31 protein-coding genes and 1 other RNA gene are annotated in these 26,291 nt (G+C 47.3%); 19 read left to right on the plus strand and 13 right to left on the minus strand.

Annotated elements, in window-relative coordinates:
• Positions 1-54 precede the first annotated feature (54 nt).
• From hutH to HPY31_RS00305, 3 genes are all read right to left on the minus strand, one after another.
• Complete coding sequence (hutH, locus tag HPY31_RS00295; RefSeq protein ID WP_172137563.1) at positions 55-1,569, minus strand: histidine ammonia-lyase; 1,515 nt, start codon at positions 1,567-1,569, stop codon at positions 55-57.
• Between the two features lie 329 nt (positions 1,570-1,898).
• Positions 1,899-2,090 (minus strand): hypothetical protein, encoded by a 192-nt coding sequence (locus HPY31_RS00300; RefSeq protein ID WP_016739734.1) that lies wholly within the window; start codon positions 2,088-2,090, stop codon positions 1,899-1,901.
• 6 nt (positions 2,091-2,096) lie between these two features.
• On the minus strand, positions 2,097-2,639 hold the full coding sequence (locus tag HPY31_RS00305) for a hypothetical protein (protein WP_172137565.1): 543 nt from the start codon (positions 2,637-2,639) through the stop codon (positions 2,097-2,099).
• Positions 2,640-2,725: 86 nt separating this feature from the next.
• Here HPY31_RS00305 and HPY31_RS00310 point away from each other — a divergent pair, with 86 nt between their 5' ends.
• Positions 2,726-3,046: a hypothetical protein gene (locus HPY31_RS00310; RefSeq protein WP_172137567.1), complete on the plus strand. Its 321-nt coding sequence runs from the start codon at positions 2,726-2,728 to the stop codon at positions 3,044-3,046.
• On the opposite strand, the gene uvsE is transcribed toward HPY31_RS00310, so the two are convergent.
• Positions 3,005-3,931 carry a UV DNA damage repair endonuclease UvsE gene (gene uvsE, locus HPY31_RS00315; RefSeq protein WP_172137569.1) on the minus strand — a complete coding sequence of 309 codons (927 nt, stop codon included), beginning with the start codon at positions 3,929-3,931 and terminating at the stop codon, positions 3,005-3,007. The genes HPY31_RS00310 and uvsE overlap by 42 nt on opposite strands.
• An 89-nt stretch (positions 3,932-4,020) precedes the next feature.
• On the opposite strand from uvsE, the gene HPY31_RS28690 reads away from it, so the two are divergent.
• The 11 genes from HPY31_RS28690 (at position 4,021) to HPY31_RS00360 (ending at position 11,519) form a co-directional block, all read left to right on the plus strand.
• Positions 4,021-4,386, plus strand: a complete 366-nt coding sequence (locus tag HPY31_RS28690) for a diguanylate cyclase domain-containing protein (RefSeq protein ID WP_371811669.1) — start codon at positions 4,021-4,023, stop codon at positions 4,384-4,386.
• Positions 4,313-4,519, plus strand: coding sequence for an EAL domain-containing protein (locus HPY31_RS28695; RefSeq protein WP_253901628.1), 207 nt, complete (start codon positions 4,313-4,315; stop codon positions 4,517-4,519). Before HPY31_RS28690 ends, HPY31_RS28695 begins: the two co-directional genes overlap by 74 nt.
• Complete coding sequence (locus HPY31_RS28700) at positions 4,504-4,662, plus strand: EAL domain-containing protein (RefSeq protein ID WP_253901629.1); 159 nt, start codon at positions 4,504-4,506, stop codon at positions 4,660-4,662. Before HPY31_RS28695 ends, HPY31_RS28700 begins: the two co-directional genes overlap by 16 nt.
• A 145-nt stretch (positions 4,663-4,807) precedes the next feature.
• Positions 4,808-4,951 (plus strand): hypothetical protein, encoded by a 144-nt coding sequence (locus HPY31_RS00325; RefSeq protein WP_012685849.1) that lies wholly within the window; start codon positions 4,808-4,810, stop codon positions 4,949-4,951.
• 4 nt (positions 4,952-4,955) lie between these two features.
• A complete protein-coding gene (locus HPY31_RS00330) occupies positions 4,956-6,488 on the plus strand; it encodes an amino acid permease (RefSeq protein WP_172137571.1) in 1,533 nt (510 codons plus the stop codon).
• Positions 6,489-6,645: 157 nt separating this feature from the next.
• The gene (locus HPY31_RS00335; RefSeq protein WP_172137573.1) at positions 6,646-7,104 is read left to right on the plus strand and encodes a hypothetical protein; all 459 of its coding nucleotides are present in this window, start codon (positions 6,646-6,648) and stop codon (positions 7,102-7,104) included.
• A 276-nt stretch (positions 7,105-7,380) separates the two neighbouring features.
• Positions 7,381-8,556: an amidohydrolase gene (locus HPY31_RS00340; protein ID WP_172137575.1), complete on the plus strand. Its 1,176-nt coding sequence runs from the start codon at positions 7,381-7,383 to the stop codon at positions 8,554-8,556.
• A gap of 27 nt (positions 8,557-8,583) precedes the next feature.
• On the plus strand, positions 8,584-9,414 hold the full coding sequence (locus tag HPY31_RS00345) for a DUF3100 domain-containing protein (RefSeq protein ID WP_172137577.1): 831 nt from the start codon (positions 8,584-8,586) through the stop codon (positions 9,412-9,414).
• Positions 9,411-9,848 carry a hypothetical protein gene (locus HPY31_RS00350; protein WP_012685856.1) on the plus strand — a complete coding sequence of 146 codons (438 nt, stop codon included), beginning with the start codon at positions 9,411-9,413 and terminating at the stop codon, positions 9,846-9,848. Before HPY31_RS00345 ends, HPY31_RS00350 begins: the two co-directional genes overlap by 4 nt.
• Positions 9,849-9,934: 86 nt before the next feature.
• Positions 9,935-10,723, plus strand: a complete 789-nt coding sequence (locus tag HPY31_RS00355) for an ABC transporter ATP-binding protein (RefSeq protein ID WP_172137579.1) — start codon at positions 9,935-9,937, stop codon at positions 10,721-10,723.
• Positions 10,724-10,829: 106 nt separating this feature from the next.
• Positions 10,830-11,519, plus strand: coding sequence for an MBL fold metallo-hydrolase (locus tag HPY31_RS00360; RefSeq protein ID WP_016739744.1), 690 nt, complete (start codon positions 10,830-10,832; stop codon positions 11,517-11,519).
• 52 nt (positions 11,520-11,571) lie between these two features.
• Here the strand turns inward: HPY31_RS00360 and HPY31_RS00365 are convergent, their stop codons facing one another.
• From HPY31_RS00365 to HPY31_RS00375, 3 genes are all read right to left on the minus strand, one after another.
• A complete protein-coding gene (locus HPY31_RS00365) occupies positions 11,572-12,222 on the minus strand; it encodes a SurA N-terminal domain-containing protein (RefSeq protein WP_253901630.1) in 651 nt (216 codons plus the stop codon).
• A gap of 108 nt (positions 12,223-12,330) precedes the next feature.
• Positions 12,331-13,017 carry a tetratricopeptide repeat protein gene (locus HPY31_RS00370; protein WP_012685860.1) on the minus strand — a complete coding sequence of 229 codons (687 nt, stop codon included), beginning with the start codon at positions 13,015-13,017 and terminating at the stop codon, positions 12,331-12,333.
• A gap of 80 nt (positions 13,018-13,097) precedes the next feature.
• On the minus strand, positions 13,098-15,059 hold the full coding sequence (locus tag HPY31_RS00375) for a beta-propeller domain-containing protein (protein WP_172137582.1): 1,962 nt from the start codon (positions 15,057-15,059) through the stop codon (positions 13,098-13,100).
• Between the two features lie 182 nt (positions 15,060-15,241).
• On the opposite strand from HPY31_RS00375, the gene HPY31_RS00380 reads away from it, so the two are divergent.
• From HPY31_RS00380 to HPY31_RS00400, 5 genes are all read left to right on the plus strand, one after another.
• The gene (locus HPY31_RS00380) at positions 15,242-16,777 is read left to right on the plus strand and encodes a fumarate hydratase (protein WP_016739747.1); all 1,536 of its coding nucleotides are present in this window, start codon (positions 15,242-15,244) and stop codon (positions 16,775-16,777) included.
• Positions 16,778-16,944: 167 nt separating this feature from the next.
• On the plus strand, positions 16,945-18,162 hold the full coding sequence (locus tag HPY31_RS00385; protein WP_172137584.1) for a metal-dependent hydrolase family protein: 1,218 nt from the start codon (positions 16,945-16,947) through the stop codon (positions 18,160-18,162).
• 150 nt (positions 18,163-18,312) lie between these two features.
• On the plus strand, positions 18,313-18,654 hold the full coding sequence (locus tag HPY31_RS00390; RefSeq protein ID WP_172137586.1) for a LysM peptidoglycan-binding domain-containing protein: 342 nt from the start codon (positions 18,313-18,315) through the stop codon (positions 18,652-18,654).
• 99 nt (positions 18,655-18,753) lie between these two features.
• On the plus strand, positions 18,754-18,942 hold the full coding sequence (locus HPY31_RS00395; protein ID WP_007724315.1) for a hypothetical protein: 189 nt from the start codon (positions 18,754-18,756) through the stop codon (positions 18,940-18,942).
• A 178-nt stretch (positions 18,943-19,120) separates the two neighbouring features.
• Positions 19,121-20,530 carry an MDR family MFS transporter gene (locus HPY31_RS00400; RefSeq protein WP_172137587.1) on the plus strand — a complete coding sequence of 470 codons (1,410 nt, stop codon included), beginning with the start codon at positions 19,121-19,123 and terminating at the stop codon, positions 20,528-20,530.
• Between the two features lie 2 nt (positions 20,531-20,532).
• Here HPY31_RS00400 and HPY31_RS00405 read toward each other — a convergent pair whose 3' ends face one another.
• Together HPY31_RS00405 and yfkAB are read right to left on the minus strand one after the other, a co-directional pair.
• Positions 20,533-20,787, minus strand: a complete 255-nt coding sequence (locus tag HPY31_RS00405; RefSeq protein ID WP_012685866.1) for an alpha/beta-type small acid-soluble spore protein — start codon at positions 20,785-20,787, stop codon at positions 20,533-20,535.
• Positions 20,788-20,818: 31 nt separating this feature from the next.
• A complete protein-coding gene (gene yfkAB / locus HPY31_RS00410) occupies positions 20,819-21,934 on the minus strand; it encodes a radical SAM/CxCxxxxC motif protein YfkAB (protein WP_172137589.1) in 1,116 nt (371 codons plus the stop codon).
• A 77-nt stretch (positions 21,935-22,011) separates the two neighbouring features.
• Between yfkAB and HPY31_RS00415 the strand changes: the two genes are divergently transcribed.
• Positions 22,012-22,695, plus strand: coding sequence for a DUF1385 domain-containing protein (locus HPY31_RS00415; protein WP_172137591.1), 684 nt, complete (start codon positions 22,012-22,014; stop codon positions 22,693-22,695).
• 94 nt (positions 22,696-22,789) lie between these two features.
• Here the strand turns inward: HPY31_RS00415 and HPY31_RS00420 are convergent, their stop codons facing one another.
• The 4 genes from HPY31_RS00420 to HPY31_RS00435 all read right to left on the minus strand — a co-directional run bounded on the left by HPY31_RS00420 (position 22,790) and on the right by HPY31_RS00435 (position 25,502).
• On the minus strand, positions 22,790-23,323 hold the full coding sequence (locus tag HPY31_RS00420) for a gamma carbonic anhydrase (protein WP_007724325.1): 534 nt from the start codon (positions 23,321-23,323) through the stop codon (positions 22,790-22,792).
• 13 nt (positions 23,324-23,336) lie between these two features.
• Positions 23,337-23,645, minus strand: coding sequence for an iron-sulfur cluster biosynthesis family protein (locus tag HPY31_RS00425; protein WP_172137593.1), 309 nt, complete (start codon positions 23,643-23,645; stop codon positions 23,337-23,339).
• Positions 23,646-23,862: 217 nt separating this feature from the next.
• Entirely contained in the window at positions 23,863-25,047 is a 1,185-nt protein-coding gene (locus HPY31_RS00430; protein WP_172137595.1) for an MFS transporter, read from the minus strand.
• Between the two features lie 152 nt (positions 25,048-25,199).
• A complete protein-coding gene (locus HPY31_RS00435; RefSeq protein ID WP_172137597.1) occupies positions 25,200-25,502 on the minus strand; it encodes an ArsR/SmtB family transcription factor in 303 nt (100 codons plus the stop codon).
• 147 nt (positions 25,503-25,649) lie between these two features.
• Between HPY31_RS00435 and rnpB the strand changes: the two genes are divergently transcribed.
• Positions 25,650-26,039, plus strand: an RNA gene (rnpB, locus tag HPY31_RS00440) — RNase P RNA component class B.
• Positions 26,040-26,291: the final 252 nt, after the last annotated feature.

Consider the following 26,291-nt stretch of genomic DNA (forward strand, 5'->3'; position numbering starts at 1 on the left):
TTATCCTTAGCTCCATCATAACAGAGAAAAACAATGGTTCCTATACATGAACGATTATTCCGTCACAAACGCGAGTGTCCCTTGGTGGATCAGCTCTTCTGCCTTTACGAGGTCAGGGTGCATTTCGCGGTCTTCATGCAGGCGGGGAATCACCCGGCGCAACTCTTCATAGGCTCGTGCTGTCCCTGTTCCGAGATCTCCCGAACCAAAATCGATAGCTTGAGCTGCTGCCAAATATTCGATAGCAAGCACCTTGGTGACGTTTGATACGATCGTGCGAAGCTTGCGAGCAGAAGTCGTACCCATGCTGACATGGTCCTCCTGATTGGCAGATGACGGGATCGAATCGACTGATGCCGGATGGCAGAGCACTTTGTTTTCAGAAACAATGGAAGCGGCTACATATTGCGTAATCATAAATCCAGAATGGAGTCCGCCATTTTCGGTTAAGAATCCGGGAAGACCACTTAGCTGCGGATTGACGAGACGTTCTGTGCGTCTTTCAGAAATATTTGCTAGCTCAGCTATGGCAATGGCAAGAAAATCAGCTGCGAATGCCATTGGCTGACCATGAAAATTCCCGCCGGAGATGACATCGCCTGTTTCTGTGAAAAGAATAGGGTTATCGGTAACGCTATTGCATTCGCGTGTAACCGTAGTCCATACATACTCAAGCGTATCACGAGTTGCACCGTGCACTTGCGGGAGGCAACGAAGGCTGTATGGATCTTGGACGCGTAGCTCACCCTGTCCAGTAGTTCGTTTGCTGCCAGATAAGTGCTGGAGCAAACGCTTCGCTGATTCCTGCTGTCCTGGATGCGGGCGGACGAGATGGAGCTGTGGATCGAAGGCTTTTGGAATTCCACGCAGCGCTTCAATCGTCATCGCCGCAATCAATTCCGCGCTTTCCAGTAGAACTCGCGAATCATACAAGGCGAGGCAAAGCTGTGCGGTCATAGCCTGTGTACCGTTAATCAGAGCCAGACCTTCTTTTGCCTCGAGTCGAATAGGGGATAGGCCCACTTCGCTCAGTGCTTCTTTACCGGATAGCCGCTTGCCATTGACGAGAGCTTCACCTTTGCCGAGCATGACTAGTACCATATGAGCGAGAGGTGCCAGGTCGCCGCTTGCACCAAGGGAACCTTGTTGAGGAATGATCGGATGGACCCCGCGATTGCATAGTTCTACTAGCTGAAGCAATGTTTCTTCCCGAATTCCTGAATACCCCTTTGCCAACGCATTGATGCGCAATGCCATCATCGCACGGACAACTTCAACGGCATAAGGGTCGCCCATCCCGCAGGCATGACTCATAATTAAGTTTTCTTGCAGCTTGCTTACGTCCTCATCGTGGATCATGACATCGGAAAATTTTCCGAAGCCAGTAGTGATTCCGTATACGACTTCCTGCTGTGATACCATTCTCTCCACCATGGCACGTGAAGCACGAACCCGATGCAATGCTTCTTCCGTTAATTGGATGTGAGTGGCGCTTCTTGCAATGGAAACAACATCTTCGATACGCAATTGATCCCCATCTACTTTTACAACGTTTACTTGCTGATTCATCTGTAATTTCCTCCTTTAGCAGAGCAGAGAACGAAAAGAGCGAGGGGTTAGGATACTATCTCCTAACCCCTCGCTCGAGAGCATGTATGTGATTGGATAAAAACGTGTAAGCCTGCATTCGTCGCGGCATACGTTCTTCCTCACTTTCGTTCATGTGCAACTGTCTGATTATTTTAGCTATTGCTATCATTGTATCAAATGCCTACGTGCAGTCAAGATGATCTTGTCACGGCGGCTACCCTAAAGAGTAAAAAACGGGCTTAGTCCATTTTTTAAAACTGGGCGAGAGTCGTCTCTTGAGTTGGATAAATGTCATACCATGTACTGTGTTAGTTCATCCGAAAGGACGTGTAGAATTCCGTGGAAAAGCGACGTAAGATGCCGCCTATGCCTACCGCAATCCCAAGGCGTCCTAAAGAAATGCCAAAACCGCCTTCTTCAGCGATGCCATTACCGTCTCCATCGATGCCGTCACCTATGAAGCCTTCTCCTGAAAAGCCCAAGTCGGAAAGTCCAATCAATCCGAATCATTCTATTCCTGCGCGCCCAATGCCGCAAAAACCGATCATGCCTGCTCCCAATCTGGCTAACCCGAACGTGCCAAACGTGATGCCACCAAATCGGATGCCAGCGAATCCGATGCCACCTAATAAACCGTCCAATCCAATGCCACCAAATCTTAAGCCAAATCCAATGCCAATGCCACCGAACCGGATTCCGGCAAATCCGATGCCTAACGCTTCACCGAATGTAAGGCCTAATGAGAGCCCAAACCTGAGGCCAAATGTCAGACCCAATGTGAGACCAAATGAGAGTCCAAACATGAGGCCAAATGTGCGACCGAATGAGAGTCCAAACATGAGACCAAATGTGCGACCGAACGTAAGGCCAAACGAAAGTCCAAACATGAGACCAAATGTCGGACCAAATGTCAGACCAAATGTCAGACCGAATGTCAGACCAAATGTGCGGCCGAATGAAAGTCCAAATATGATGCCAAATCTAAGACCGAATATCAGACCAAATATCAGACCAAACATCAGGCCGAATGCTCGACCGAATGAAAACATAGGAAGGGAGCTGGAGCTGTACCTGTTCAAATTCCAGTTCCATATGGATCGGATGGAGTATTTCCGCCACAAATGCGAGGAGCATCGTGAAAATCGCCGCAAATACATGGAATACCGCAAACATTACAAGCATCATGAACGAAGAATGCATCATTATCATGATCGTTGCCAATTATGGAATGACGGTAGCAGTTCCTTTGGTCGAGGTTCATCATCTTCATCCTCGGGTGGCAGTAGCTCCTCCTCCGGATACCATTATCGACATAGACGAGATCATAGACGAGGGCGTGGGTGTGACTGCGGATGTTCATTTTGAAGCGCATGAGGAAGGACGCCAGCTAATTAAGCGGCGTCCTTTTCCATACTCAATTCGTAAATGCTTCAACAGCGACTCCTTTTTTCTTTAATTCGCGCCTTAAAGTAAGGAGGGCATCATCTTTGTTTTTACATTCCAAGATGATGTCCACATTGTAATCCGCTAGCGCACTGACAAATGTAAGGAACGCCTCTGGATCAATATCGTCAGCATGAGCGCGAAAGTCATTTGCTGACTTAGGCGAGGACATGTGCATCTTCGGTGTGCGTTCTCCCCAGGTTTGAATAATTCGTGGAAGGTATTCTGTCCAATCTTCGCCATCAGAATGGCAGTTGTGGTGGTGAATATCGAGCACCATCGGCACACCGATCCGTTCGCACAGCTCTAGTACCTCGCGCATGGTAAAAGAAGTGTCATCGTTTTCCACGACTAAACGACGTTTGACGTTTTCAGGAAGCTGCTCGAAGTTGGATGCAAAACGAGCAAGAGAAGAGGCTTTATCTTCGTATACCCCTCCCACATGTGTCACCAAGACAGAATTATCGTCGAGCCCCAGTAAATCAAACACTTTTGCATGGTAGGAAAAATCGGCAATGGTCGCTTCCAGCACAGAAGGCTTGTCACTGTTCAATATGCTGTAATGTCCGGGATGAGCTGTCAAACGAATGCCATGATTGCGGATATAATTCCCAGCTTTTTGGAAGTCCCATGCGAATTCCTTTGCCCAATCCCATTCAGCGGCTACTGGATGAGTAGCCAGTGGAACAAATTCAGAAGGAAGCCGATACAAAAAGATCTTATTTTCTACATTATAAGCAAGCAAATCCATTAAATTAAAAAAGTTTGCCTGCATAACTTGCCGCAGCTTTTTTAATCGAGCTGGGGGATCTAATTTATTTACTTGGGCAACTGTCGTTTTTTTGTTTGGATTGTTTTTCGTCTTTACACTGATGCAGGCATAGCCCATACGGATCAAGGAAATCTCCCTCCTTTGCAGCAGCATTCCTTTGTAGTATCTCCAAAACGGGGACGGCGTCGACTTCTTGCCAGAGAATTATAAAACGGATAAGATGGGAGAATGTCACAGGCACGCCTACAACCCGTAAAAATGCGGACGTTCCTCGTGAGCAGACTTCGGTAGAACACGAGCTGTACATAACGACAAGTATCGGGATTTCTCGATATCCAGAGGATGGGCAAGACAGAAGTGTCTTGATGCGGAACGCAGATGCGGCGATGTATGCAGCCAAAGACAAAGGAAAGAACAGTTTCCACCTGTACGTACCGAATCTGGAGCAAGCAGTGAACGCTACGGACGGCCTGCAAGCAGAACAAGCAATGGCAAGACCAGGGACTCATGCCGCTTCGGGTAGCCGTCAATCTATCTGCACGACAATTCCTCAAACAAGATTTTACCCTGATGATCGCTGAGATTCTGCACCAGACAGGGTTAGCACCGGAACACTTGGAGCTGGAAATCACAGAAAGCAGCATGATTGACGTCCAGCGCGCCACACAGGCACTTAAGGAACTGAAGCAATTCATCATTTGCAACTGCATGTAATTGCAGAAGGGGTCGAGACAAAGGAGGAGCTTGCGTTTTTGCAGGAGCATCTGTGTGAAGAAGTGCAAGGCTATTTATTCAGCAGACCGTTACCGAGTGAAGACGTAGCGCTTTATTTGCAAGCCCAAAAAGGCGTTAGTTAAACAAGAGGAGCAGCTCTCATGAGTTGCTCTTTTGTTTTGCTTCTGCCAGCCGAATGAGGTGGTATAGCTGTCAAAATGGCACGTAAAATGTACTATTCCTGCTAACTTGTCAAGGAATTGCATCTAGGACGAAAGGAGGGAGAGAATGCTAGCTCTAGGTGTCATCTTATTGCTGTTTACCATTGGAGTTGCAATTGCCATTGGGTATCGGGCAAACGAAAGCGTCCGGCACTTTGATGAAAGCGCGCATGAGAGTTTTATCGGTTCCCAAGCAGAGAGGGAGGGATAACGAAATGCAGCAGGAAAAAGAACAGCAATTGCTCGAGGACAAGAGAGACCTGAACAAGTTTGGTTATGCGCAGGAATTACTGAGGGATATGGGTGGCTTTTCGAACTTTGCGATCTCATTTTCGATTATCTCTATTTTGACAGGTGCAGTATCCTTGTATGGGCACGGATTACTGTATGGCGGTTCTGGCATGATGGGCTTCGGATGGACCTTGGTCGCGTTATTCGTCATCCTCATAGCAGCATCGATGTCTGAGCTCGCATCTGCGATCCCAACAGCCGGAGCGTTGTATCATTGGGCAGCTATTTTAGGCAGCAAACGGTGGGGCTGGTACACAGCGTGGATCAATCTCATCGGCCAAATCGGGATTGTCGCAGGTATTGACTATTCGTTCTCTTTGTTTGCGGACCCGCTGCTCGCGAGTGCGTTTGGCTATACCTCAACGGAAACGACTACGTTAATTCTGTTCGGGATTACACTCCTTTTGCACGGTACGTTTAACCATATTGGAATTCGACTCGTTGCCCGGTTAAACGATTTCTCTGCTTGGTACCATATTGGCGTCGTTGTCATACTCGTCGGAAGTCTCGTTTTTTTCTCCCGTCATGATTTGCAACCGCTTGATTACCTCTTCCAAGTCGGTCAAACCTTTTCAGACAAACCGTACGCGGTTGCTTTTTTGATTGGATTGTTACAGGCGCAGTGGACATTTACTGGCTATGATGCTTCGGCGCATACGATTGAAGAAACGATTAATCCACGGGTTCGTGCTGCTTGGGGGATTTATACGTCTGTGGCCTTTTCCTTTATTTTTGGATTTATCATGCTTGCTTTTGTCACTTTATCCATCAAAAACGCAGCGGCTGCAAGTGAAGCGGAAAATGCATTTATTTATGTGATTAGTGAAGCATTAGGTGGCACATTTGGTTCCGTTGTGCTGTGGCTCGTCACCTTTGCGATGTGGTTCTGTGGCTTGGCATCGATTACATCCTTTTCGCGAATGTTGTATGCGTTTTCGCGTGACAAAGGAATGCCGTGGAGCCATCAGTGGGCAGAAATCTCGACCAAATACAGAACGCCGGCAAAAGCAATTTGGCTGGTTATCATTCTTTCCTTTGCGCTTGCCTTGTTCGATTACATCGTGAAAAGCATCAATCCGAACACGTCGTATACGACCTTGGCATTTCTGACGGCGGTAAGTGTCGTTGGGTTATATGTCGCTTACGGGATTCCGTTGTACCTCAAGCTCCGGGCGGAATCGCGGGGACTTTTTCGGCGGAAGCATTACGGTCCTTGGCATCTAGGGAACTGGAGTAAACCCATTAATGTGTTGAGCCTGATTTGGATTGTCTTCATTTCGATTATGATGGTGATTCCCCCCAATCAAACAGCTGGGTATGCCTTGATCGCCATGTTTTTGGTGCTTCTGGTCATGGATTTGGCTTATTACCGGAAGCATTTCAAGGGCCCGCAGGCCGCGCTGGGCAATTCAGAGGAAGACATTAAACGTCGGGAAGCAAAATTTCGAGAATCCTAATGGAAAAGAAGCTCTGGCTCACGGAATGTGTAGGGCCACCCTTATGTCAGTATTGGCATAGGGGGTTTTTTTGTGAAGGACGGTTTTGCATAACGAATGGCAGAGGACGAAAAGCTATCAGTAGGAAGGAAATAGCAATACAGATGGGAGGTAGGCGATGAAAAAGATGAGATGGCTGCTACTAACAATGGGAATCGTGCTGATGGCACAAGAAACGAGCTTGGTTCCACTGGTGAGTGGGTATAACAAATATGTGCGTGAAGGAAATTCCTCGAATCGGTATGAAGTCGCGGGTATTACAAATGCAGGCGCATTCGAAGCCTTTTTTGAAAAACTTCAAGAAGCGGTCAAAAATAGTGACAAGATAGAAGTAGTCAAGCATGTCAGGTATCCACTGCGAGTGAACAAAGACGGAAAAAGTCAGTTTATCCGAGATGAACAGCAATTTTTGGAAGAGTACGATCAAATCATGACAGAGAAGGTAAGGGAAGCGTTTTTACAACAAAAGGTAACTGATACGTTTGTCAATGATCAAGGCGTGATGGTAGGGGATGGAGAAATGTGGCTGGGGCAGTTTTCGAATCGCTTTGTCGTTTTTGCAATAAATGTGGAATAGGACAAGAGCTTTTCTAAAGAAAAGCTCCCACTCAAGTAGTATAAATCTTTTTATTGTTACAAATAGTATATTTTACATGGACATTATCGGTGGAAAATTCTAAAATAACAAATAAATAGACAGCTACAAATGTGGATTCGACAGCCTTGTCCTTGTGGAATGGACATTTGTTATTTTTATTGTTCCGTGATAGAATTCACAAAACGATATTTTTTTTAGCTAAACTTAACTGACTCGGAAAATGTTGAGGGATAAAGCAAAAAGAGGAGTGATTGTGTGAGTTTGGAAACGAAGAAATGGGCGGATGAAGTAGCTGAGCAGGTCATCTCATGGCGACGATATCTCCATCAGCATCCAGAATTGTCGTTTGAAGAGGAAAAGACGTCTCAATTTATTTACGAAACGTTGGAATCTTTCGGGAATTTGGAGCTTTCGCGGCCAACCAAAACGAGCGTGGTCGCTCGACTAATCGGATCACAGCCAGGAAAAGTTCTTGGCATTCGCGCTGACATTGATGCTCTTCCGATCCATGAAGAAAATGATGTGCCATATGCATCAGGGAAAACTGGCGTGATGCACGCGTGCGGACATGACGGTCATACAGCGATGCTGTTGGGAGCCGCAAAAATTTTGTCCCAGTACAAGGATCAAATCAAAGGTGAGGTTCGTTTCTTCTTCCAGCATGCCGAGGAGCTGCCGCCGGGTGGGGCTGCTGAAATCGTAAAAGCTGGTGCAGCGGACGGACTGGATTCGATCATCGGTATTCATTTGGCATCGTACATGCCTGTAGGGAAATTTGGTGTACTTTACGGGGCACTTACTTCATCGACAGATCGCTTCGATATCAAGATTCAAGGAAAAGGCGGGCACTCCTCGCAACCAGAGGCATCTGTTGACCCGATCGTCATTGGGGCACAGGTTATTACTGGCCTACAACAAATTGTCTCTCGCAATGTGAGTGCGTTGGACAAGGTCGTTATTTCGGTGACGATGCTGAATGCAGGGACAGCTTATAACATCATTCCAGATTCGATGACGCTGACAGGCTCCACACGCTGCTTCGATGCACAGATTCGCCAAAATATTCCGATGTGGATTGAACGAATTGTCAAAGGAATTACCGAAGCGCATGGCGCAAGTTATGAATTCACGTTCTCGCATGGCTACACTTCGGTTGTCAACGATAAGCAGGTGACGAAGCTGATGGAGGATACGATCCGCGAGCGTTGGGGAGAAGAAGAGATTATTTACATTGATCCTTTGATGCCGGGTGAAGATTTCTCTGAGTATTTGAAAAAAGCTCCAGGCTGTTTTATTCAATTGGGTGCTGGCAATCCAGACAAAGGCTTCACGTATCCGCACCATCATCCTCGCTTTGATTTTGATGAGGATGCAATGGTACGCGGCGTGGAATTGTTTGTTCGGGCAGCTCAAAAAGTGGTCATGGCGTAGAGGCAGATAGAATGAGGGGGATGTTGTATGGCAGAGGCACGCGTCAATGAGTACAAGCTGCATTTTCTCGTACTTATTCTCGTCGCATTGACAGAATTTATCGGGACAAAAAAAATCAGTATTGGCATCGGGGTTATCGCTCTGTTTCCGATGCTTTACGCGCTCGTTTTAGGCGGGGCAATCAGTTGGCCTAAGTTTAAATTCTTGAGTGAAAAAGAAATGAACGTCGCAGCCAATATTTTGGGTGTTTCGTTTTTGATCTTTATTGCGAAGCTGGGAGCCAATATCGGTCCTGAGCTTCCTAAGCTTCTCGGCTCTGGTGTATCGTTGGTTGTACAAGAGATGGGACACATTGTAGGGACAATTGCACTTGGTCTGCCTATCGCATTGTGGCTGGGTCTGAAGCGTGAAGCAATTGGGGCGACTTATTCTCTCGACCGCGAGCCAAACTTGGCGATCATTGTAGACAAGTTTGGAGCAAACTCTGCCGAAGCTCGCGGCGCGCTGGGCGTATATATTTGCGGAACCTTGTTTGGTGCTATTTATATGTCGATACTTGCAAGTATTTTAGGTAGCAGCGGGTTGTTTCACCCGATTTCACTGGCGATGGGAGCCGCAGTTGGTTCTGGTAGTATGATGGCTGCAGCAACAGGCTCATTGGCTGTTATTTTCCCGGAAGCGCAAAAGGACATTGCCTTTTATTCCGGAGCGGCAAACTTGATGATGAGTATCGTCGGAACGTACGTATGTATCTTCTTCTCCTTGCCGGTTACACAAAAGCTGTACGCATGGCTTGAGCCTATCATTGGACGCAAAAGCGCTTCTTCTGGAGCAGAAGGGGGGAGAAAAAGCGCATGAATCAAATCTTGACGATTTTTATTATTGGCTTCATTGCTCTCATCGGTAACTGGATCGGTTATAAAGTTCCAATCATGGACTCTTTGCCAGGTATTTTGCTTTTGGCGGTCATTACGTTGATTGGAATGGGATTCACGCGCATCCTGCCTTTCAAATCTCCCGTCATTGTATGGATTTCTTTGTTTGCGATGCTTGCGACATCCCCGTTTTTCCCAGGGAATGAATATACGGCTGCTGCGATTGCCAAGATCAATCTGCTAGCATTGGCCACACCGATTCTCGCCTATGCAGGTCTGTCACTCGGAAAAGATGTACATCTATTCAAACAGCTTAGCTGGCGTATCGTAGTCGTGTCTCTCGTCGTCTTTACTGGCACGTTCCTCTTCGCTACGTTGTTTGCGGAGATTGTCTTCAAGATTCAAGGTAAATTTTAACGAAACTGTTTTTGGGTTAGGGCCTCCGTGTGCTTCCATATGCCATGGAGGTTCTTTGCACATACAACGGCAGGAGTGGAGAGAGTATGATCATTGATGTAAGAAAGGTTACCTGGCAAAGAGATGAAACAACCATTCTGCGAGACATTGCCTGGCAAGTGCAAGACAAGGAGCATTGGTGTTTAGTCGGGTTAAACGGCTCTGGTAAAACCAGTCTGTTGAAGATCATTTGTGGTTATGTGTGGCCGACAAAGGGGGAGGTCAGTGTATTAGGCAACCTTTACGGAACCGTGGACTTGCGCGAGGTGCGTAAATCAATCGGCTGGGTAAGCACGGCGTTGATGGCACAGCTTCATGAGCATGAAACCGCACTCCGTGTCGTCTTGAGTGGACGGGAGGCAACCATCGGCTTGTATTCCGTTCCTGAAGAGGCGGACGTAGAGAAAGCGTCGGATTTGCTCGATACATTTGGATGTCGTGCATTGAAAAACAGACCTTTTGCCGCTTTATCGCAAGGGGAGAGACAAAAAGTACTGATTGCTCGCGCATTGATGGCTTCCCCTCGCTTACTCATTCTAGACGAGCCTTGCACTGGACTGGACCTGCTATCAAGAGAACAGCTGTTGGCCATGATTGAACAAATCGCCAAGCAGCCTAACGGACCCACTCTCATTTATGTCACCCATCACATCGAAGAAATTTTGCCTTGCTTCACGCATACTTTGCTGCTAAAAGCGGGGGAAGTTGACCAGGCTGGAAAAACAGATGAGGTCCTAACGCCTGAACGTCTGACAAGCTTTTTCGGTGTACCTGTTCACATTCAACGCTCGCAAGGAAGATCTTGGGTCAGCTTAGGGGAAGAGGCCCCTGTGTGATTGTGTAGTGTGTTGGATAAGTTTGGGCACGAGTCAGCACGGTTGTGCATGATTGTGTATAATAACAATAAGAAATGGTATCTGGGAGGAGAGGAGAGATGGAGGCATGAACAATGTGATTGCACCAATCACAGACTCCACCTGGGCGATCATCACCTATGAGGAAGCGTGGAATAGCTACGTGAACAGCTATGTGATCAAACAAGGGAATGCCTTTGTATTGATTGATTCTCACCAGCGCAAGCAACGCTCATTTTTTCAACAGGCGTTGGAAGAGATCGGGGTCAAGCCAGATCGAACGGAATATGTCTACTTCACTCATCGACATGCTGATCATATTGGAAATGCCGATATGTTCCCTTCTCGTAACAATTGGATTCACCTCGACGATTATTACGAACTGGATGATTTTTCACAGACGCTATTCGGCCATACGTTTACAGGTAGTGGGGGAGATCTACCGTCCCTGCGTTTCCGACAGCTTTCTTTTCATACAGAAGGCTCAGTTGCCTTCTTTGATCCCCAGTCGAAAATATGCTTTGTTGGCGATCATTTGTGCTTTGAAAACACAGAACTCGGCCAAATCGTTGGCGGAGAAGTGGACTGCCGGGCAGCTTATCAAGAACAATTGAAGCAATGGGTAGCGCGTGAACCAGAGCGAGCGGCGGAGTTTACAGAGGGCTTGGAGATTTTGCAGGATTGGCCCATTGAGTATTTAGCTACTGGTCATGGCCCCATTCTTCATGGCGAAATTAAGGAGTTTTTGCAAGAGTTGATTGCGATTGCTCGTCCGTAACAAAAAAAGACTTGTGTGCCGCGCATTGACGGCTCGCACAAGTCTTTTTGCATTACTTGCTGGAGGGAGTTGTTTCTTCTTCTTCACCCACTTGTTTTTCACTTTCTAAATCTTTATCCATGATTTGGACGTTATGCTTTTTATACAATTCTTCGATCCATTTATCCATATTATTTCGTTTGTTTCTGGATTTTACTTTTTCGATTACTTTCGGGCGAGCTTCTTCAAATGTTCCCTCGAACTTATCTTTGTTTTTCTCATAGTATTCTTTGATTTGCTCTTCGGTGATCGGGTTATCCTTCTCGAACAGCTTGTCCCGCAACATAACAGCGCGCACGCCTTCACGGAGCTCTTGCTCAGTCATTTGCTTATCCTTCAAATACTGTTGGAATCTTTCAGGTGATCCCAATTTTTCTTTGACTGGGTTCACACGTGCATCGAGTTCTTGATCGGTTACAGTAATTCCTCGTGCATCGCCTTCCTGTTTGTACAGCTCCAAGGTGATGATATCAGCCATGACACGCTTACCAGCATCTTTTTTCAATTTGTCGTACATTTGCTCTTGCGTAATTGTCACATTACCGATTTTGGCAACAGGGTTATCCGCAGAGAATGCAGAATCTTTTCCAGGTGTACAGCCCGCTACAGCGAGACCGAGTACAAGTGCTGAGGCAGCAAGTATAGATACATTGAATTTTTTCATGAAAAATACCTCACTTTCTTGATAGTAATACGACTGTGCATAGAGCAGCGTTACGGGAAGCGGAAAATAAAAACCGCACACATAAAGCAATGTGCGGTCGTCAATCGATTAGCTGGCTTGTGTAGAGGCTTTTTTCCACTCTTCCAAGCGTTTTTCCAGTACGGAGTGATTCAGATGCACAAGACTAGCTGATTTGTCCATCAATTGTTTCAGATAGGAAAGGGCTCGCTCATAATTTCCTTTGGCAGCTTCAATCTCTGCCAAGCAGAAGAGCTTCCAGTCTTTTGCCGATCGTTTGCTTGCGATCAGCTGGTAAGCTTCTATCGCACTCTCCACTTCACCCAGACGTGCGTGCGAGCAGGCAATAAGCGCTAAGGAATCAGTCATTCCCTGATCACGCTGGTAAATACGAAACGCCACTTCCAATGATTCGTTGTATCGTTCGGAGGAATAGTAAACGATCGCCAGGTTGTAAAACAAGTAGTGTATCATCGCTTGATTGAATAACGTTGGTCGTTCCTTGCAGACGTTGATTCCTTGAACGATATATTTTTCGGCCATTTCATAATTGCCAAGCATGATCTCATGGGTTGATTTATCCAGCATAGCGACAGCACGGGAACGGTTCTTCCGATAGGAAGCCTCCAGCCAGCGCAATCGAATATTCAAACGACGTTTGAATAGATTGGCCATGTACTGAAAGCGGAAGGGCCAGTGCAGGCGAATAAACATAACCAACAGCACAGCCGCAATCCCTGCCAGCGTTGATGTCAAATTAAAACTCAAATACTCCACGTAGTGACACCCTCTCTATATACGCTGCTTCTATTAACCCATCTTAGCACAGAACCTGTCCGCATGACAGAGCATTACCGCTATTTCGCCAATGGCAAGATATTCTCTTTTTTGGATGCAGAGAGCTGCTGAGTTTTGACGTAATCGTCTGAAACGGTATAGAGTGTGTCGCCAATCGTGAGTATCCGCTTAATGTTACTGGAGCTGTCGTACCAGCCTTCGCCTGCTTTCGCAACATCTTCCTTCGACAGATGGGTGATCTGATCTCTCAGCTGAAACCCTTTTTGTAGATCAAGCTGATAGACGTAGGCACCTTGGAAAGTAAAGTGGCCATACTCGCGCATATCGTTTTTGGCTTTTTGTTCAGCCGTACGTTCGTGGACGGATACAGGAAAGGCGAGCAGATTTTTTTCTTTGGAAAACAGCAGAGCCTTGTGATTGCGCAATAGCTCGGAATCCGTTCCTCTGTCCCCGATCACAGTCTTGAACTTTTCCTTCGGTTTCGTTACATCACTGACGTCAAAGAGGGCAACTTTCATCCCTTGGTAGTACGCCCATTCTTTATCTGATTCTGCGTCTTTGCCAAAACCGATGATATGGTTTTCATCATACGGGTGTAAATAGTCGCTGTAACCTGGAATTTTCAGGGCACCTAGTACGCTTGGTGCAGAAGGCTTCTTCAGATCGAGAACGAACAGCGGGTCGACTTTTTTGAAGGTGACCATGTAGGCACGATCTCCCATGAAACGGACTGAATAAATGCGTTCTCCTGGAGCGATGCCTTCCAGCTTCCCAAATACTTCAAGTTTATTGTCCAGTACATACAAGTTGTTTTTGGACGTAAGCTCATCGTCCCTCCACATGTTCCCGCTCGTGGTGGCGATTCGGAAATAACCGTCGTTTTCATCCATGGAAAACTGGTTGAGAATGCGTCCAGGCACTGACCCTTTTCCTGTAAACCGAATGTCACCCTTATTCATGGCAAATCGATAAATGGTTGTGTCTGCCTCAATGGGAGGGGCAATCAAAGGAGCTGTCACTCCTTTTTGCTTAACGGCTACTGGCTGGGCATTGTTCTGGGTGACGGCTACATACAGATTTTTGGTGGATGCATAGATGTTCTCACCTGCGCCAAGGTACGTATTCAGTGACATCTTTTGTTTCGAGTCATCCAGATTCACGCCAGTGACGATCAGGTATTCTGGACGAAAATGATCCGGGAAGTAACGAATCTCGCTGTAGGGAATGGTTTGATATTGGTTATGATGGGCGCTGTCTTTATATGTTGGGCCTGGCACTTCTGCTTTCTCTTGCATAATACGATACACATCCATGTAATGGTTGGCTGTCACGTACAAGCTCGCGCCAATTTTGCGGGACGACATGTACTGGCCTTCCAGCTCCAGTTGACGAATGAGCCGAGGTTGTTTTTTGTCCGTAATATCGTAGATCATGGTTTTCACGGACTGCATGCTTTGGAAACGGGGGATGCCTCTTTTGGAAACGGGACCAGGAGGATAGGAGATGTTCTCATCCGCTTGCCCGATGACGATGAGTCTGCGATCGTCTACGTACATTTCTTGTGGTACGAATTTTCCATTGTCATAGCTGATACGGCTTGCGACCTTCATCTCGGTCGCTGGATACGCTTTAATGATGCGTACTTCATTTTGCGTGGATTGATAAAGATAAGTCCCGTCTGATTTGACGATATCTGCTTCATCGACGCCCTGCACTTGTGTGTTCGTTGTGGAAAAATCACCGCGAGCAGCGCCGCCGGAAGTGTCCGCTACTTTGTTGGCTGTGCTAGGTGCGGCTACTGGCATAGCGGCAGTCGTTTCCAAGGTGCCGTAATGATAGCTATCCAAGTCAGATGATTGGATGAGCTTTTTTAGCTCCGCATAGGAACCGACTACTGGCAACTCTTCTGTAGTTGCTGCGGCTTGAACGGTTGGCTCCGCAATTGTACCTGTCGTGAACAGGAAGGGTATAGCGGTCACCACCATCACAGAGGCGAGAAGCCCGGCAAATGTTCTTTTCATATTAATCCCCCTCATATCTGCTTCTTGCCAAAATTTGCTGTCGGTAATAAGACGACGCACGTTTACGGAATGTTTCACACACTCTTTGGGCAGCAATCTACGGACAGGTGGGGGAGCGTGTGCTATAATAATAGGCGGTTTATGCTACCATTTACACCACTACGTCAAAAGGGGCGTCATAGATGGAAAACTTGAAGCAAAGCATTCTGGAACTCATCACGGATACTTCTACGAATCTACCACCAGACGTGCGTCGTGCCGTCAATGCAGCTAAAGTGAAAGAGGATCTTGGCACACGTGCAGCGCTGTCTTTGTCTACGATTGCGCAAAACGTCGTCATGGCAGAAGAAAATGTTTCTCCGATCTGTCAAGATACGGGGATGCCTACATTCGAAGTGAAAACTCCGGTTGGGGTCAACCAGCTGATCATTAAGCAAGCAATCAAAGAAATGATTGCAGAAGCAACCAAAACAGGTAAGCTGCGTTCCAACTCCGTAGATTCCTTGACGGGTACAAACACAGGGGACAACCTCGGACCAGGTACTCCTGTCATTCACTTTGAGCAATGGGAAGAGAATGAAATTGAAATCAAGCTGATTCTCAAAGGCGGCGGCTGTGAGAACAAGAATATCCAGTACTCCCTGCCTTGTGAGCTTGAAGGTCTGGGCAAAGTGGGCCGCAACCTGGATGGTATTCGCAAGTGCATTCTGCATGCGGTATATCAAGCGCAAGGACAAGGCTGTAGTGCCGGCTTTATCGGCGTAGGAATCGGTGGCGATCGCACCTCCGGTTATGCACTGGCAAAGCATCAATTGTTCCGCAAAGTGGACGATGTGAATCCAATTGCTGATCTGGCTGCTTTGGAAGACTACATCATGGAAACAGCGAACCAACTCGGAATCGGGACCATGGGCTTTGGTGGTAATTCGACTCTCTTGGGCTGTAAAATCGGCGTGGAAAACCGCCTGCCAGCGAGCTTCTTCGTATCTGTTGCGTACAACTGCTGGGCATTCCGCCGTCAAGGTGTTCGCCTGAATCCGGAGACTGGCGAAATCCTCCGTTACCTCTATAAAGACGAAGAAGTGGCGATGGACCTGTCACCTGTAGCAGCTACGGACGATGCGGGCGAAAAGCGCAGAGAGGTTGTTCTGCAAGCGCCAATCTCCGAAGAACAAATCCGCAGCCTACGAGTGGGCGATGTGGTCATTATCAATGGTGAAATGCACACAGGACGCGATGCCCTGCATAGCTACCTGATGGATCATGACTGTCCAGTGGACCTGAACGGTGGCATCATCTACCACTGCGGTCCAGTCATGCTGAAGGACGAAGCAGGCGAGTGGCATGTAAAAGCGGCTGGTCCGACTACCTCCATTCGCGAGGAGCCGTACCAAGGCGAAATCATCAAGAAATTTGGAATCCGTGCTGTTATCGGAAAAGGCGGAATGGGTGCGAAAACCCTGAAAGCATTGAACGAGCATGGCGCTGTGTACTTAAATGCGATTGGTGGAGCTGCTCAGTATTATGCAGAATGCTTGGAAAAAGTTGAAGGTGTCGACTTCATGGAATTCGGTATTCCAGAAGCGATGTGGCATCTGCGCGTAAAAGGCTTCGCAGCAATCGTCACCATGGATTCTCATGGCAACAGCTTGCATGCGGATGTGGAAAAGTCTTCCGCAGAAAAATTGGCTCAGTTTGCAGCACCTGTATTTAAATAAGGAATGTAACACGAAAGCCTCTGGCGCACTTCACGTGCTGCCGGAGGCTTTTTTTTTTCAAACTAGGTGGGAGAGGAGAAGGAAATAGTCGGATAGATGATGAACTTTCGAGGAACTAACCACGATTGCGGACAGATGGATTTTCATTTTTGATAGGGGGGACAGAAATGAAATGGTTGATTGCTGATCGCGTCATTATTGGAGATGGAGAGCATGTCATCGAACAAGGCGCTGTCGGGATTGATGAGCGAGGAAAGATTGTAGCAGTGGGAACAGAAGCGGAGCTTACGGATTCCATATCGGAAGGAGAGGTAAAGCGGTACAGCGGATGCTCCATTTTGCCAGGCTTGATCGATTTACATGTTCACATCGGGTATTGGTGGAGCAAACCAGACTCCGCTGAGTATCGCAACAACAACGGACTTGTGGCTTTACTGGCGACAGCGAATTTGAAAGAGGCACTTTCCTTGGGGGTTACGACGATCCGTGATGTGGCAGCACCGGATGGATTGTGTAGTACGTTGAAGCTGGCAGCCAAGAACGGCTTCATTGTTTCCCCTCGTCTTTTTCAGGTAAACCGAGGGATTATTATGACCGGGGGGCACGGCTGGCAATTAGAGGGTGCCCTGCGAGAGGCAAATGGTCCGTGGGACGTGCGGACAGCCGTACGTGAACAAGTGAGAGCAGGGGCAGACTGGATCAAGCTCATGACGAGCCATCGTACACCAACGCCGGAGTTCACACAAGAGGAGCTGGATGCGGCGGTTGATGAATCTCATCGCTTGGGACGAAAATGCTGTGTACATGCCTCGCTCCAACCGGCGATCCAGATGGCGATTGATGCGGGATTTGATACGATCGAGCACGCGACGTTTATGACCGTTGAACAAGCAGAGCAGATGAAAGAAAAAGGACTGGTATGGGTACCGACTATGGTTACCTTCTTCCAGATTGCTGATTATTACAAGCATATTTGGAATGAGCAGCAACAGGCGAATCAAGGCATCTTGAGTGAAGAGATTATCGAGCAGGGAGCCTTTTTCATCGAATCGGAAAAGGCGTATCGCGAGAACTTCGTACAATTGATGAATACAGGCGTAAAAATCGCTACGGGTACGGATATCGTATTGGAAGGCTATCCAATTACGCCTGTGGCAGAGGAAATCAAGCTGATGGTGGAGCTGGGGATGGAGCCAATTCGTGCGATCCAGGCTGCTACCCAAAACGCTGCTGAGGTGCTGGACCAAGGAAGTAAGATTGGGACGTTAGCGCCAGGTTATTTTGCAGATTTGCTTGTGGTAAAAGGTGATCCATTACAAGAGATAGAGGGATTGAAGCAAGTTGAAGAAGTGTTTCTTGAGGGTGTGTCTGTCTATTCAAAGTGATGGGGCTGAGCCTTGCTCTTTCAGGATTGTAACGGCGTTTGTACTGGGTGTTTGACTATTTTTAGCCAAAATGGGTATTGGTTTATTGCGCGTGTACCAGGGCGGGCATAGGTTAATAGCGAATGATCACAGAAAAAAGGAGTGAGATTCGTGAACTATGTAGTCCGTTCGGGAGATACGCTAAACAGCATTGCGGCTCGTTTTGGTGTATCTGTTCAGGAATTGATCCGTGTGAATAATGTCCCCTATCCCTACTACATTTACGTTGGTCAAAATTTGTACATCCCAATTACGCCGACACCAGCTCCTGGTGGGGATGTCGAGCGTCGTCTGAATCGACTGGAGAATCGAGTAGATGCGCTGCGCGAAGACTATCGCAGGCTGGATAATCGAGTAGATCGGTTGGAGAACCGTGTCACTCGTCTGGAGCGGGCCACTACGCCGACACAACCTCCGCGCCCACGTCCGACCGCCACGCCTCGTCCACGTTAAGCAGCTGGATGGAGGGCAAATAATTTTCCGCATTTGGCAATTTCCTCTTCGCTTGATCCTGCATAAAGTGATACGAGAGGATTAAGAGGAGGTGCACCCATGCTAGGGTTAAATGGAAAAAACGTCCGACACCATTTCATGGGCGTCTATGGAAAAGTAGTGCAGATTCGGGAACTGGTGGATGTGATCGACCAAGTTTTTGACTCTGTAAACAAAGTGGGCGACATAGGTAAGGCGATGCTTGGACCTCGTAAGGCAAGTGCCAAAAAGCTCGACAAGCTGAGATGAATGGCAAAACAAAAAAACCGCGTCCGTAATGGAGGCGGTTTTTATTTATAGTTCATTCGTAATTCCTAGGGGCAGACTCTATCATCAGAATAACTCATCAGAAAGAAAAAGTCTACTCTTTTTCCGGAAATTCCCTTATATTTTTGGAGCTGTTAACTACTTCAAAAAGGGGAGTGCGATGGAGATGGAAAAGGAAAAGCGTCGCGTAGGCTTAGTCACGGGTGGAGTGCTAATGGGGTTAGTCTTGTCAGCGTTGGATCAGACAATTGTCTCAACAGCCATGCCGACAATTACGAAAGAGCTGGGGGGTTTATCTCTTTATAGCTGGGTGTTCGCGATTTATATGCTCACATCGACCACGAGCATGCCCATTTATGGGAAAATGGCGGACTTGTTTGGAGCGAGAAAAATGTATGTGATCGGGTTGTTTGTGTTTCTTGTAGGATCTCTCCTGTGCGGCATGGCGAATTCCATGACGGGTCTTATTGCAGCGAGAGGAGTTCAAGGTTTGGGAGCTGGGGCATTAATGCCGGTTGCATTCATCATTGTGGGTGAACTGTATCCACCCGAAAAGAGAGGTAAATTTCAAGGACTTTTCGGAGCTGTCTTTGCCATGACGAGTATATTTGGTCCCTCGTTGGGAGGAATGATCGTGGAGCATCTGCCGTGGGGATGGATTTTCTTTATCAACCTTCCTATCGGTATCGTTGCCTTTTTGATCATTGCCCTAGCCTTTCGTGATCAGCGGCACTACGATAAGAAGCCTGTGATTGATTGGTTGGGGACGACTAGCTTGAGTGCAGCCATCATTCTCATCCTGCTGTCCCTTTTCATGGAAGGGAGGGAATACAAGATCGGATTAGGGGGAGCAGGTACGTTATTACTTGGCTTGTTCATCTGGATTGAAACCAAAGCAAAGGAGCCTCTGCTTCCGCTTTCCCTATTTCGCATTCCGGCCATTGGATATGGAAATGTCGCAGGATTCTTTGTGAGTGCCGCTTTGTTCGGTGCAATCGCATATGTCCCTCTGTTCGTCCAAGGGGTACGCGGTGCGAGTCCCTCAGAGGCTGGATTTCTTTTAGTCCCACTCATGCTGTCCGCAGCGATTTCTTCGACGATTGGGGGAAGATGGATGGCAAAAGCTTCATTTCGGGCGATTCTGATTCCCAGCTTACTCATCATGTCGATAGGCTTCTTCCTTCTAAGCACGATGGATGGAGAGACAACCAACGTACAGCTCGTTATTTACATGATTGTCACAGGTCTAGGCATGGGGGCAATCTATCCGGCACTGGGTACAGCAGCACACAGCGCTGTCAAACTGCAAGATCGGGGTGTTGCTATGTCGACATCGCAATTATTTCGTTCCATTGGGGGGACGATTGGAGTGAGTGTGTTTGGGAGCATCGTAGAATGGCGGATGCGGGCAGGACTGGTGTTTAGTGAAGCTTTGCACGACGTCTTTATCACTGGTTTGATTCTGATTGGAATCAGTTTGATAGCCAGTGTCCGACTTGGCCATACTCGATTACTCGACAAAGAACCCCGCCATTCGCGTTCAACAAATAGCGGGGTTCCCAAACAATAGGATTACGGTTTTTTATTCATACCTTCCATTGCCATCCGAACCATCTCTTTGACCATACTGCCGCCCAAGCGTCCTCCGATTCGACCCGCATCGTGAGAGGTTAACTGTCCATTGTAGCCGGGCTGCAATGGGACATGAATTTCTTCTGCGACCTCGAATTTGGCCTGCGCAGGATCAGCAACGTGTGCAACCTGCGCTTTCAGGGCGTCCAGTCCTTTTCTTGCCTCGGGGACAAGAGGGCGTTTGCGTCTGCTCATGGTAGATCACCTCACGCCCTAGTGTGCCCCATTAGACGAGTGCTTTTCTCAGAGTAAAATCAGTCTCCTGATAGTAAGTATTAGCAACGAGCAGGTTCGGTCCTGCACATCCAGCAGCAGGGCAGAAGCAATTGATCTTCTGATTCAGCGTGTGTCCTTGCCATTTTTCAAACATCGACTGGAGCTGATTGGTTTGAATATTGCCCAATGGCTCCACATCCCCGAAATCGGTCACGATGACATCACCGGTGAAAATGTTGATGTTTAGACGATTGCGACCATCTGGATCATTGCGAGTCGTCACATTTTTCGCAGTGCGCAGTCTGCTGATCAATTCCCTGTCTGCTGCTTCAGAACTACAAGCGAAAAACGGAAGCGTCCCGAAAAGCATCCACAAATCTTCATTACGTACATCGAGCATCCGATGAATGGCTTGACGGAGCTCATCGAGCGAAAGGACATCCAGATCGCGGGCAAAATCACTCGCATACATCGGGTGTACCTCATGTCGCTTGCTGCCCATCTCCTGAATTTGACGGTGGAGAGTATCGAGCTTTGTCCATGTGCGATGATTCAGCATCGTTTCGGCTGAGACAAATACACCTGCCTCCGAGAGCTTGCGTGCATTTTCCATCATCTCATGAAATTGTGTTTCCGCTCTTTTAATTGAAACCGGCTGCCCTGCTTTTGCGTAAACAATATCATGGAATTCTTCGGGAGTAGACCAGTTCCATGAAATATGCATGACATCGATGTAAGGCAGGATCAACTCATACCGAGAAAATGGCATGGACATGTTGGAGTTGATTTGCGTCCGCAGCCCACGATCTGCTGCATATTGGAGAATAGGTGCGATCACAGTTTTCACGGTGCGCTCGCTGTACATCGGTTCGCCGCCTGTTATACTGAGAGTAAGCAGATCTTTTGCTTCATCGAGACGACGAAGTATGAGATCAACAGGGAGTGCGGGATCGTCTTTGTATCGCAATGTATCACCAACCGCGCAATGCTCACAGCGGAGATTGCACAGATTCGTTACAGTAAACTCGACGCTGGTAAGTTTATAGGCGGGGGGTGTCGCATTGAACAACGGCTCCCATGGATCGTGTAAAGGTGTTAATGGTGTAGTTGGAACCATGCGGATCAATTGTGAAACCTCCTTCATTCTGCGTACAACTCAACCTATTATAACGACATTAGGGCGGAAGGAGAATAGCTAACGAGATGATTATGGGGATGTCTTTTGGACGCGGTGTGCTTTTTCATGATCGAAATGTGCTGGCTTGCGCGGAAGTAAAAGACGGCGTGATTCATATGTGGGCGGAAAAAATCACAGTGAAAACGATAGGGAAGCTCTGGTATCGAATATTTTTCTCCTTCCCGTGGTACTATCAATTGTTTCATCTCCTGCTTGCTGGTTATGTACTGGCAGCGATCGTGAAGGCTGACTGGGCCATCCTCGATCCGATGTGGGTAGCTGTATACATTGCAGGCTTTCACTTCGTCTTTCCGAAAAAGATGAAAAAATTTCACGGTGCAGAACATAAAGTGTTTAGCTATGGAGGGAAGAAGTCGCTAGCAGCACTGAATGAGATTCAACGGGCAAATATCGTGAATGACGGTTGCTCGACGAATCTGGTCGTGTGGTTTTTTACAGGATTCATTTTGTCTGTATTCTTTTTACCTTTAGAATGGAGCGTCGCATGCGGAGTAGCAGGAATGCTTGTTGGCATGCTCGGGGATCGTCACGTGCGTAAATATTTCGGTTTTCTTTATAAGCTGTCGGCTTTCTTTCAAAAATACAGCACGACCAAAGAACCGGACCAGCTTCATTTAGAGACAGCAATCCGCTCGTATATGCTATTTGAGCACATTCGTGAGGTAGATCGATTGCAGAATGCTTCGTAAGGAAAAATCTGTGTTAATCGGCTTGGATCGCCAATCATAAAAAACAGGGAGGATAGAAGGTGCTTATGCGCCCTCGACCTCCCTTTTCTTTTTCCTACTCCCGTTCGAGCGGGCTTTCTTCCAGTTGGCGATACATCTTTCCTTTATCCACATACGATTGGCGAATGCGCACGAATTCTTTCAAGTCTGCCTCGTTGAGTTCACGTTTTACTTTTGCTGGGTTGCCAACAACAAGCGAGCGAGGTGGCACCTTCATGCCTGGAGGAACGAGTGCACCTGCAGCAACCATCGCTTCTTCTCCGATTTCCGCACGATCCAGCACGATCGCACCCATTCCAATCAATGCGCCGCGACGTACCACGCAACTATGTAAAACGGCGTTATGTCCAACGGTCACCTCATCTTCGAGGATCAGCGGGTTGTTCGGGCTTTGGTGCAGGGTGCTGTTGTCTTGGACACTGACACGTTTTCCAATGACGGTCGGAGCGATGTCCCCGCGGATCACGGTGTTGTACCAAATAGAAGAATCCTCGCCGATCTCGACATCGCCAGAAACGACAGAGCCTTTTGCCAGGAAAACGGTAGGGTGAATCTTCGGTTTGATGTTTTCAAATGATAAGAGCAGCATAGTTACCTCCTAATCAATGAGTAAGCGAGCAATCTGTTTGCATCGGGCGCGGATGGAAAATAGAGAAGCGGCCAGTTGCAGGGTCGCAGTCGATGACTGTCCCGGAGAGCTGGTCTATCTCATGTGTTTGATAAAAGAAACGAATTCCACTTATTTCTCGGGCGTGATCCTGTTTGTCCGCTTCCGTAATGGCGATGCTATATGTATAGCTGCCACAACCCGTCGTAGTCGGGACGAGTCTGATTCCGAGCTGTTCAGCATCCGATTCTTCCGCGATCATTTGTGCAAGACGTACTGCCGCAGTTGGAGTAATGGTTATCATTTCCTACCTCCTTATCGCCTATCTATTGTACTACAAATGAAACCTTTGTGACTTAAACCATATCGTTGCCTCATCGGCAAGGTATTGCTTTATTCGAGCTTAAAGCCCGTACCACTAAGGTACAGGCCACCACATTGTAAACCCAATCAATTCTATGTCCATTATAAATGTTACCGCACAATTTCCCCATGATAAGCTCGTTTTACGAGGGGTAATTTCATATGTTTGAGTTCTGTTGTGCAACCTTTTCTTTTAACATAACGATTAAAAGTAGGGAAGCAAGGATGGAGATAGCTACGCCAATCGTACCCAACCATGTAATCGACGACAGGGAGACTTGCTCAATCGCGATGCCTCCGATACCTGCCCCTGCAGCCATCGAGAGCTGCATCATGGATTGATTAAGACTAAGCATGATCCCTGAATGATTCGGTGCAATCCGTACCAAATTAAACTGTTGCGTAGGCCCAGAAGACCATGCAGCGAAAGACCATAGTACCAAAAGGGCGATAACTGTAAACGGTTGAGGCGAGATAGTAACAGTAACGGAAAGCAAAATGAGAGCTACAACGTGCAGGATCATTCCGCCAAGTAAAGTGGGGGATACTCCCCATTTGTCAGTGCTGAAGCCACCCAATTTGGAACCAATCAAACTAGCTACGCCAAACGCCAATAAGGCGCCGCTCAACAAATTCTCATTTATGCCTGCGACTTCGAGAAGATAGGGTGAAATGTAGGTATATGCGAGGGAATACCCACCCAGCCAAAAGAACGTAATCGATAAGCCAAGTGCAACCTTCGGGTTTTTCAATAATGCTAACTGCTTAGACAGAGGTACTGGCTCATCCCCTTGCACTTGCGGGATCGTCCGGGACAGGACAAACATCGCCAGAAGTCCTGCCAGCGCAATGATACCGAAAACGGATTGCCATCCAAATGCAGCCGCCGCTGTGCGTCCGAGGGGAACACCAATGATTAATGATGCGGTAAATCCCATAATGACGGTTGCAATCGAGCTTGCCTGTTTACCTGCAGGAGCGATCTTGGACGCGATATCTAACGCAGTTACCACAACCATTCCTGCTCCTAAAGCCATGATCACACGGGCTAGAACAAACAATTCAAAATTCGGCATAGCGAATGACAATATATTGGCTAACACGAAAATACCTAGTGCACTAATGAGAAGCCTCTTTCTATCCATTTTCGCAGTTAGTGCCATCAGGATCGGGGTGAAAATTGCATATACAAATGAAAAAATAGTAACAAGCTGACCCGCAGCCGTAATTGAGATGCCCATGGTACTGGAGAGTTTATCAAGGATCCCTGAAATCACGTACTCGGATGTCCCAACTAAAAAACTAACCAATGCCAAAAAGTAAACCTTCCATGTATTCGACATGTATTTCACTCCTGTTAAAATATTTGCATCTATTATCAGATATGGTCCAATAGCGCTGATCTAAAATAAGAAGCATTAACATATCGAGATATGTCGAAATGTACGTTTGAAATAAAACTGAATACTCTATGAAGCATTCAGCTTTATTTCGATCATATTTGACTACTAAAAAAGGAGCCGATTTCACGTATTTTTTCTTCGTCCCTGGTATAATAGGTGTATTTGCCAATACGCTCCGTCTTGATAAGGCCGGCTCGTTGGAGAATGGACAAATATTGGGATGCGGTTGATTGCGTCATATTCAATTTTTCAGTTATCTGGCTGACGCATACCCCGATTTTCCTCATATCAACTCCTTCATGGGGCGTAAAATGTTTTTCAGGCTCTTTTAACCAATACAAAATTTGAAGCCTAGATTCGTTGGACAGCGCTTTAAAAATTTCAATTGGATCCATACGTATAATTATATCGAGAATTATCGATATGTAAAGACCTCCGATCCAAAATAACGAATAACCATACTCACTACCCTTCCAAATCCTGCTTGTTGACCATGTAGCAGGCATGTGATAGAGTAAATGTTACTGATTCTGATGTGCAGGAAATGTGGGTAGTCGCTGCCGCAATCGTTTCGACGATTGGCGGTAGAGGAAAGTCCAGGCTCGCCCAGGCTGAGATGCCTGGAGTGTTCGTACCTGGTGCAAGCCAGGGCAGTGAGGTGTTGAGCCTTGCTGACGGCGTGGAAAGGGCTCTCTCTGAGGCCCGAGTACGCTGAAAGTGCCACAGAAACGTAGCTTTTCTGGCGACAGAAAAGATGGAACGCGGTAAACCCTGCGAGCGAGAAACCCAAATTAGGTAGGGGAACCGTCCTGAAGGAATCAAACGGAAAGGACGGATGGTATCTTCGGATGCCATAGATAGATGGCTACCGCTCTTGGTGCGAGGGATTGCCCCGCTTGAAGCACGGGAGAGACAGAACCTGGCTTATAGCATTTCCTGCTGGAATGAAAATGTAAAACCACCTGAGACCTCAGGTGGTTTTTTTACGTTCTGCGAAATATCGTGAACCCGCTCCCTATCCATGTTTGAGGAACAGTGGAATGATTTACCCGAACAAGCTTTGAAACTTTTTCGGAAATCGTGTCGTCTAAAAAGAGCGTTCAGCCGAAGAAAACAGTTCTACTGTGGACTATTCCATCATTTCTTCAAATGGGAGAGTCTGCTGGAGAGAAAGAACTGATAAA

The organism is Brevibacillus sp. HB1.3 (genome assembly GCF_013186635.1).
GTDB classification, from domain to species: Bacteria; Bacillota; Bacilli; order Brevibacillales; family Brevibacillaceae; genus Brevibacillus; species Brevibacillus brevis_D.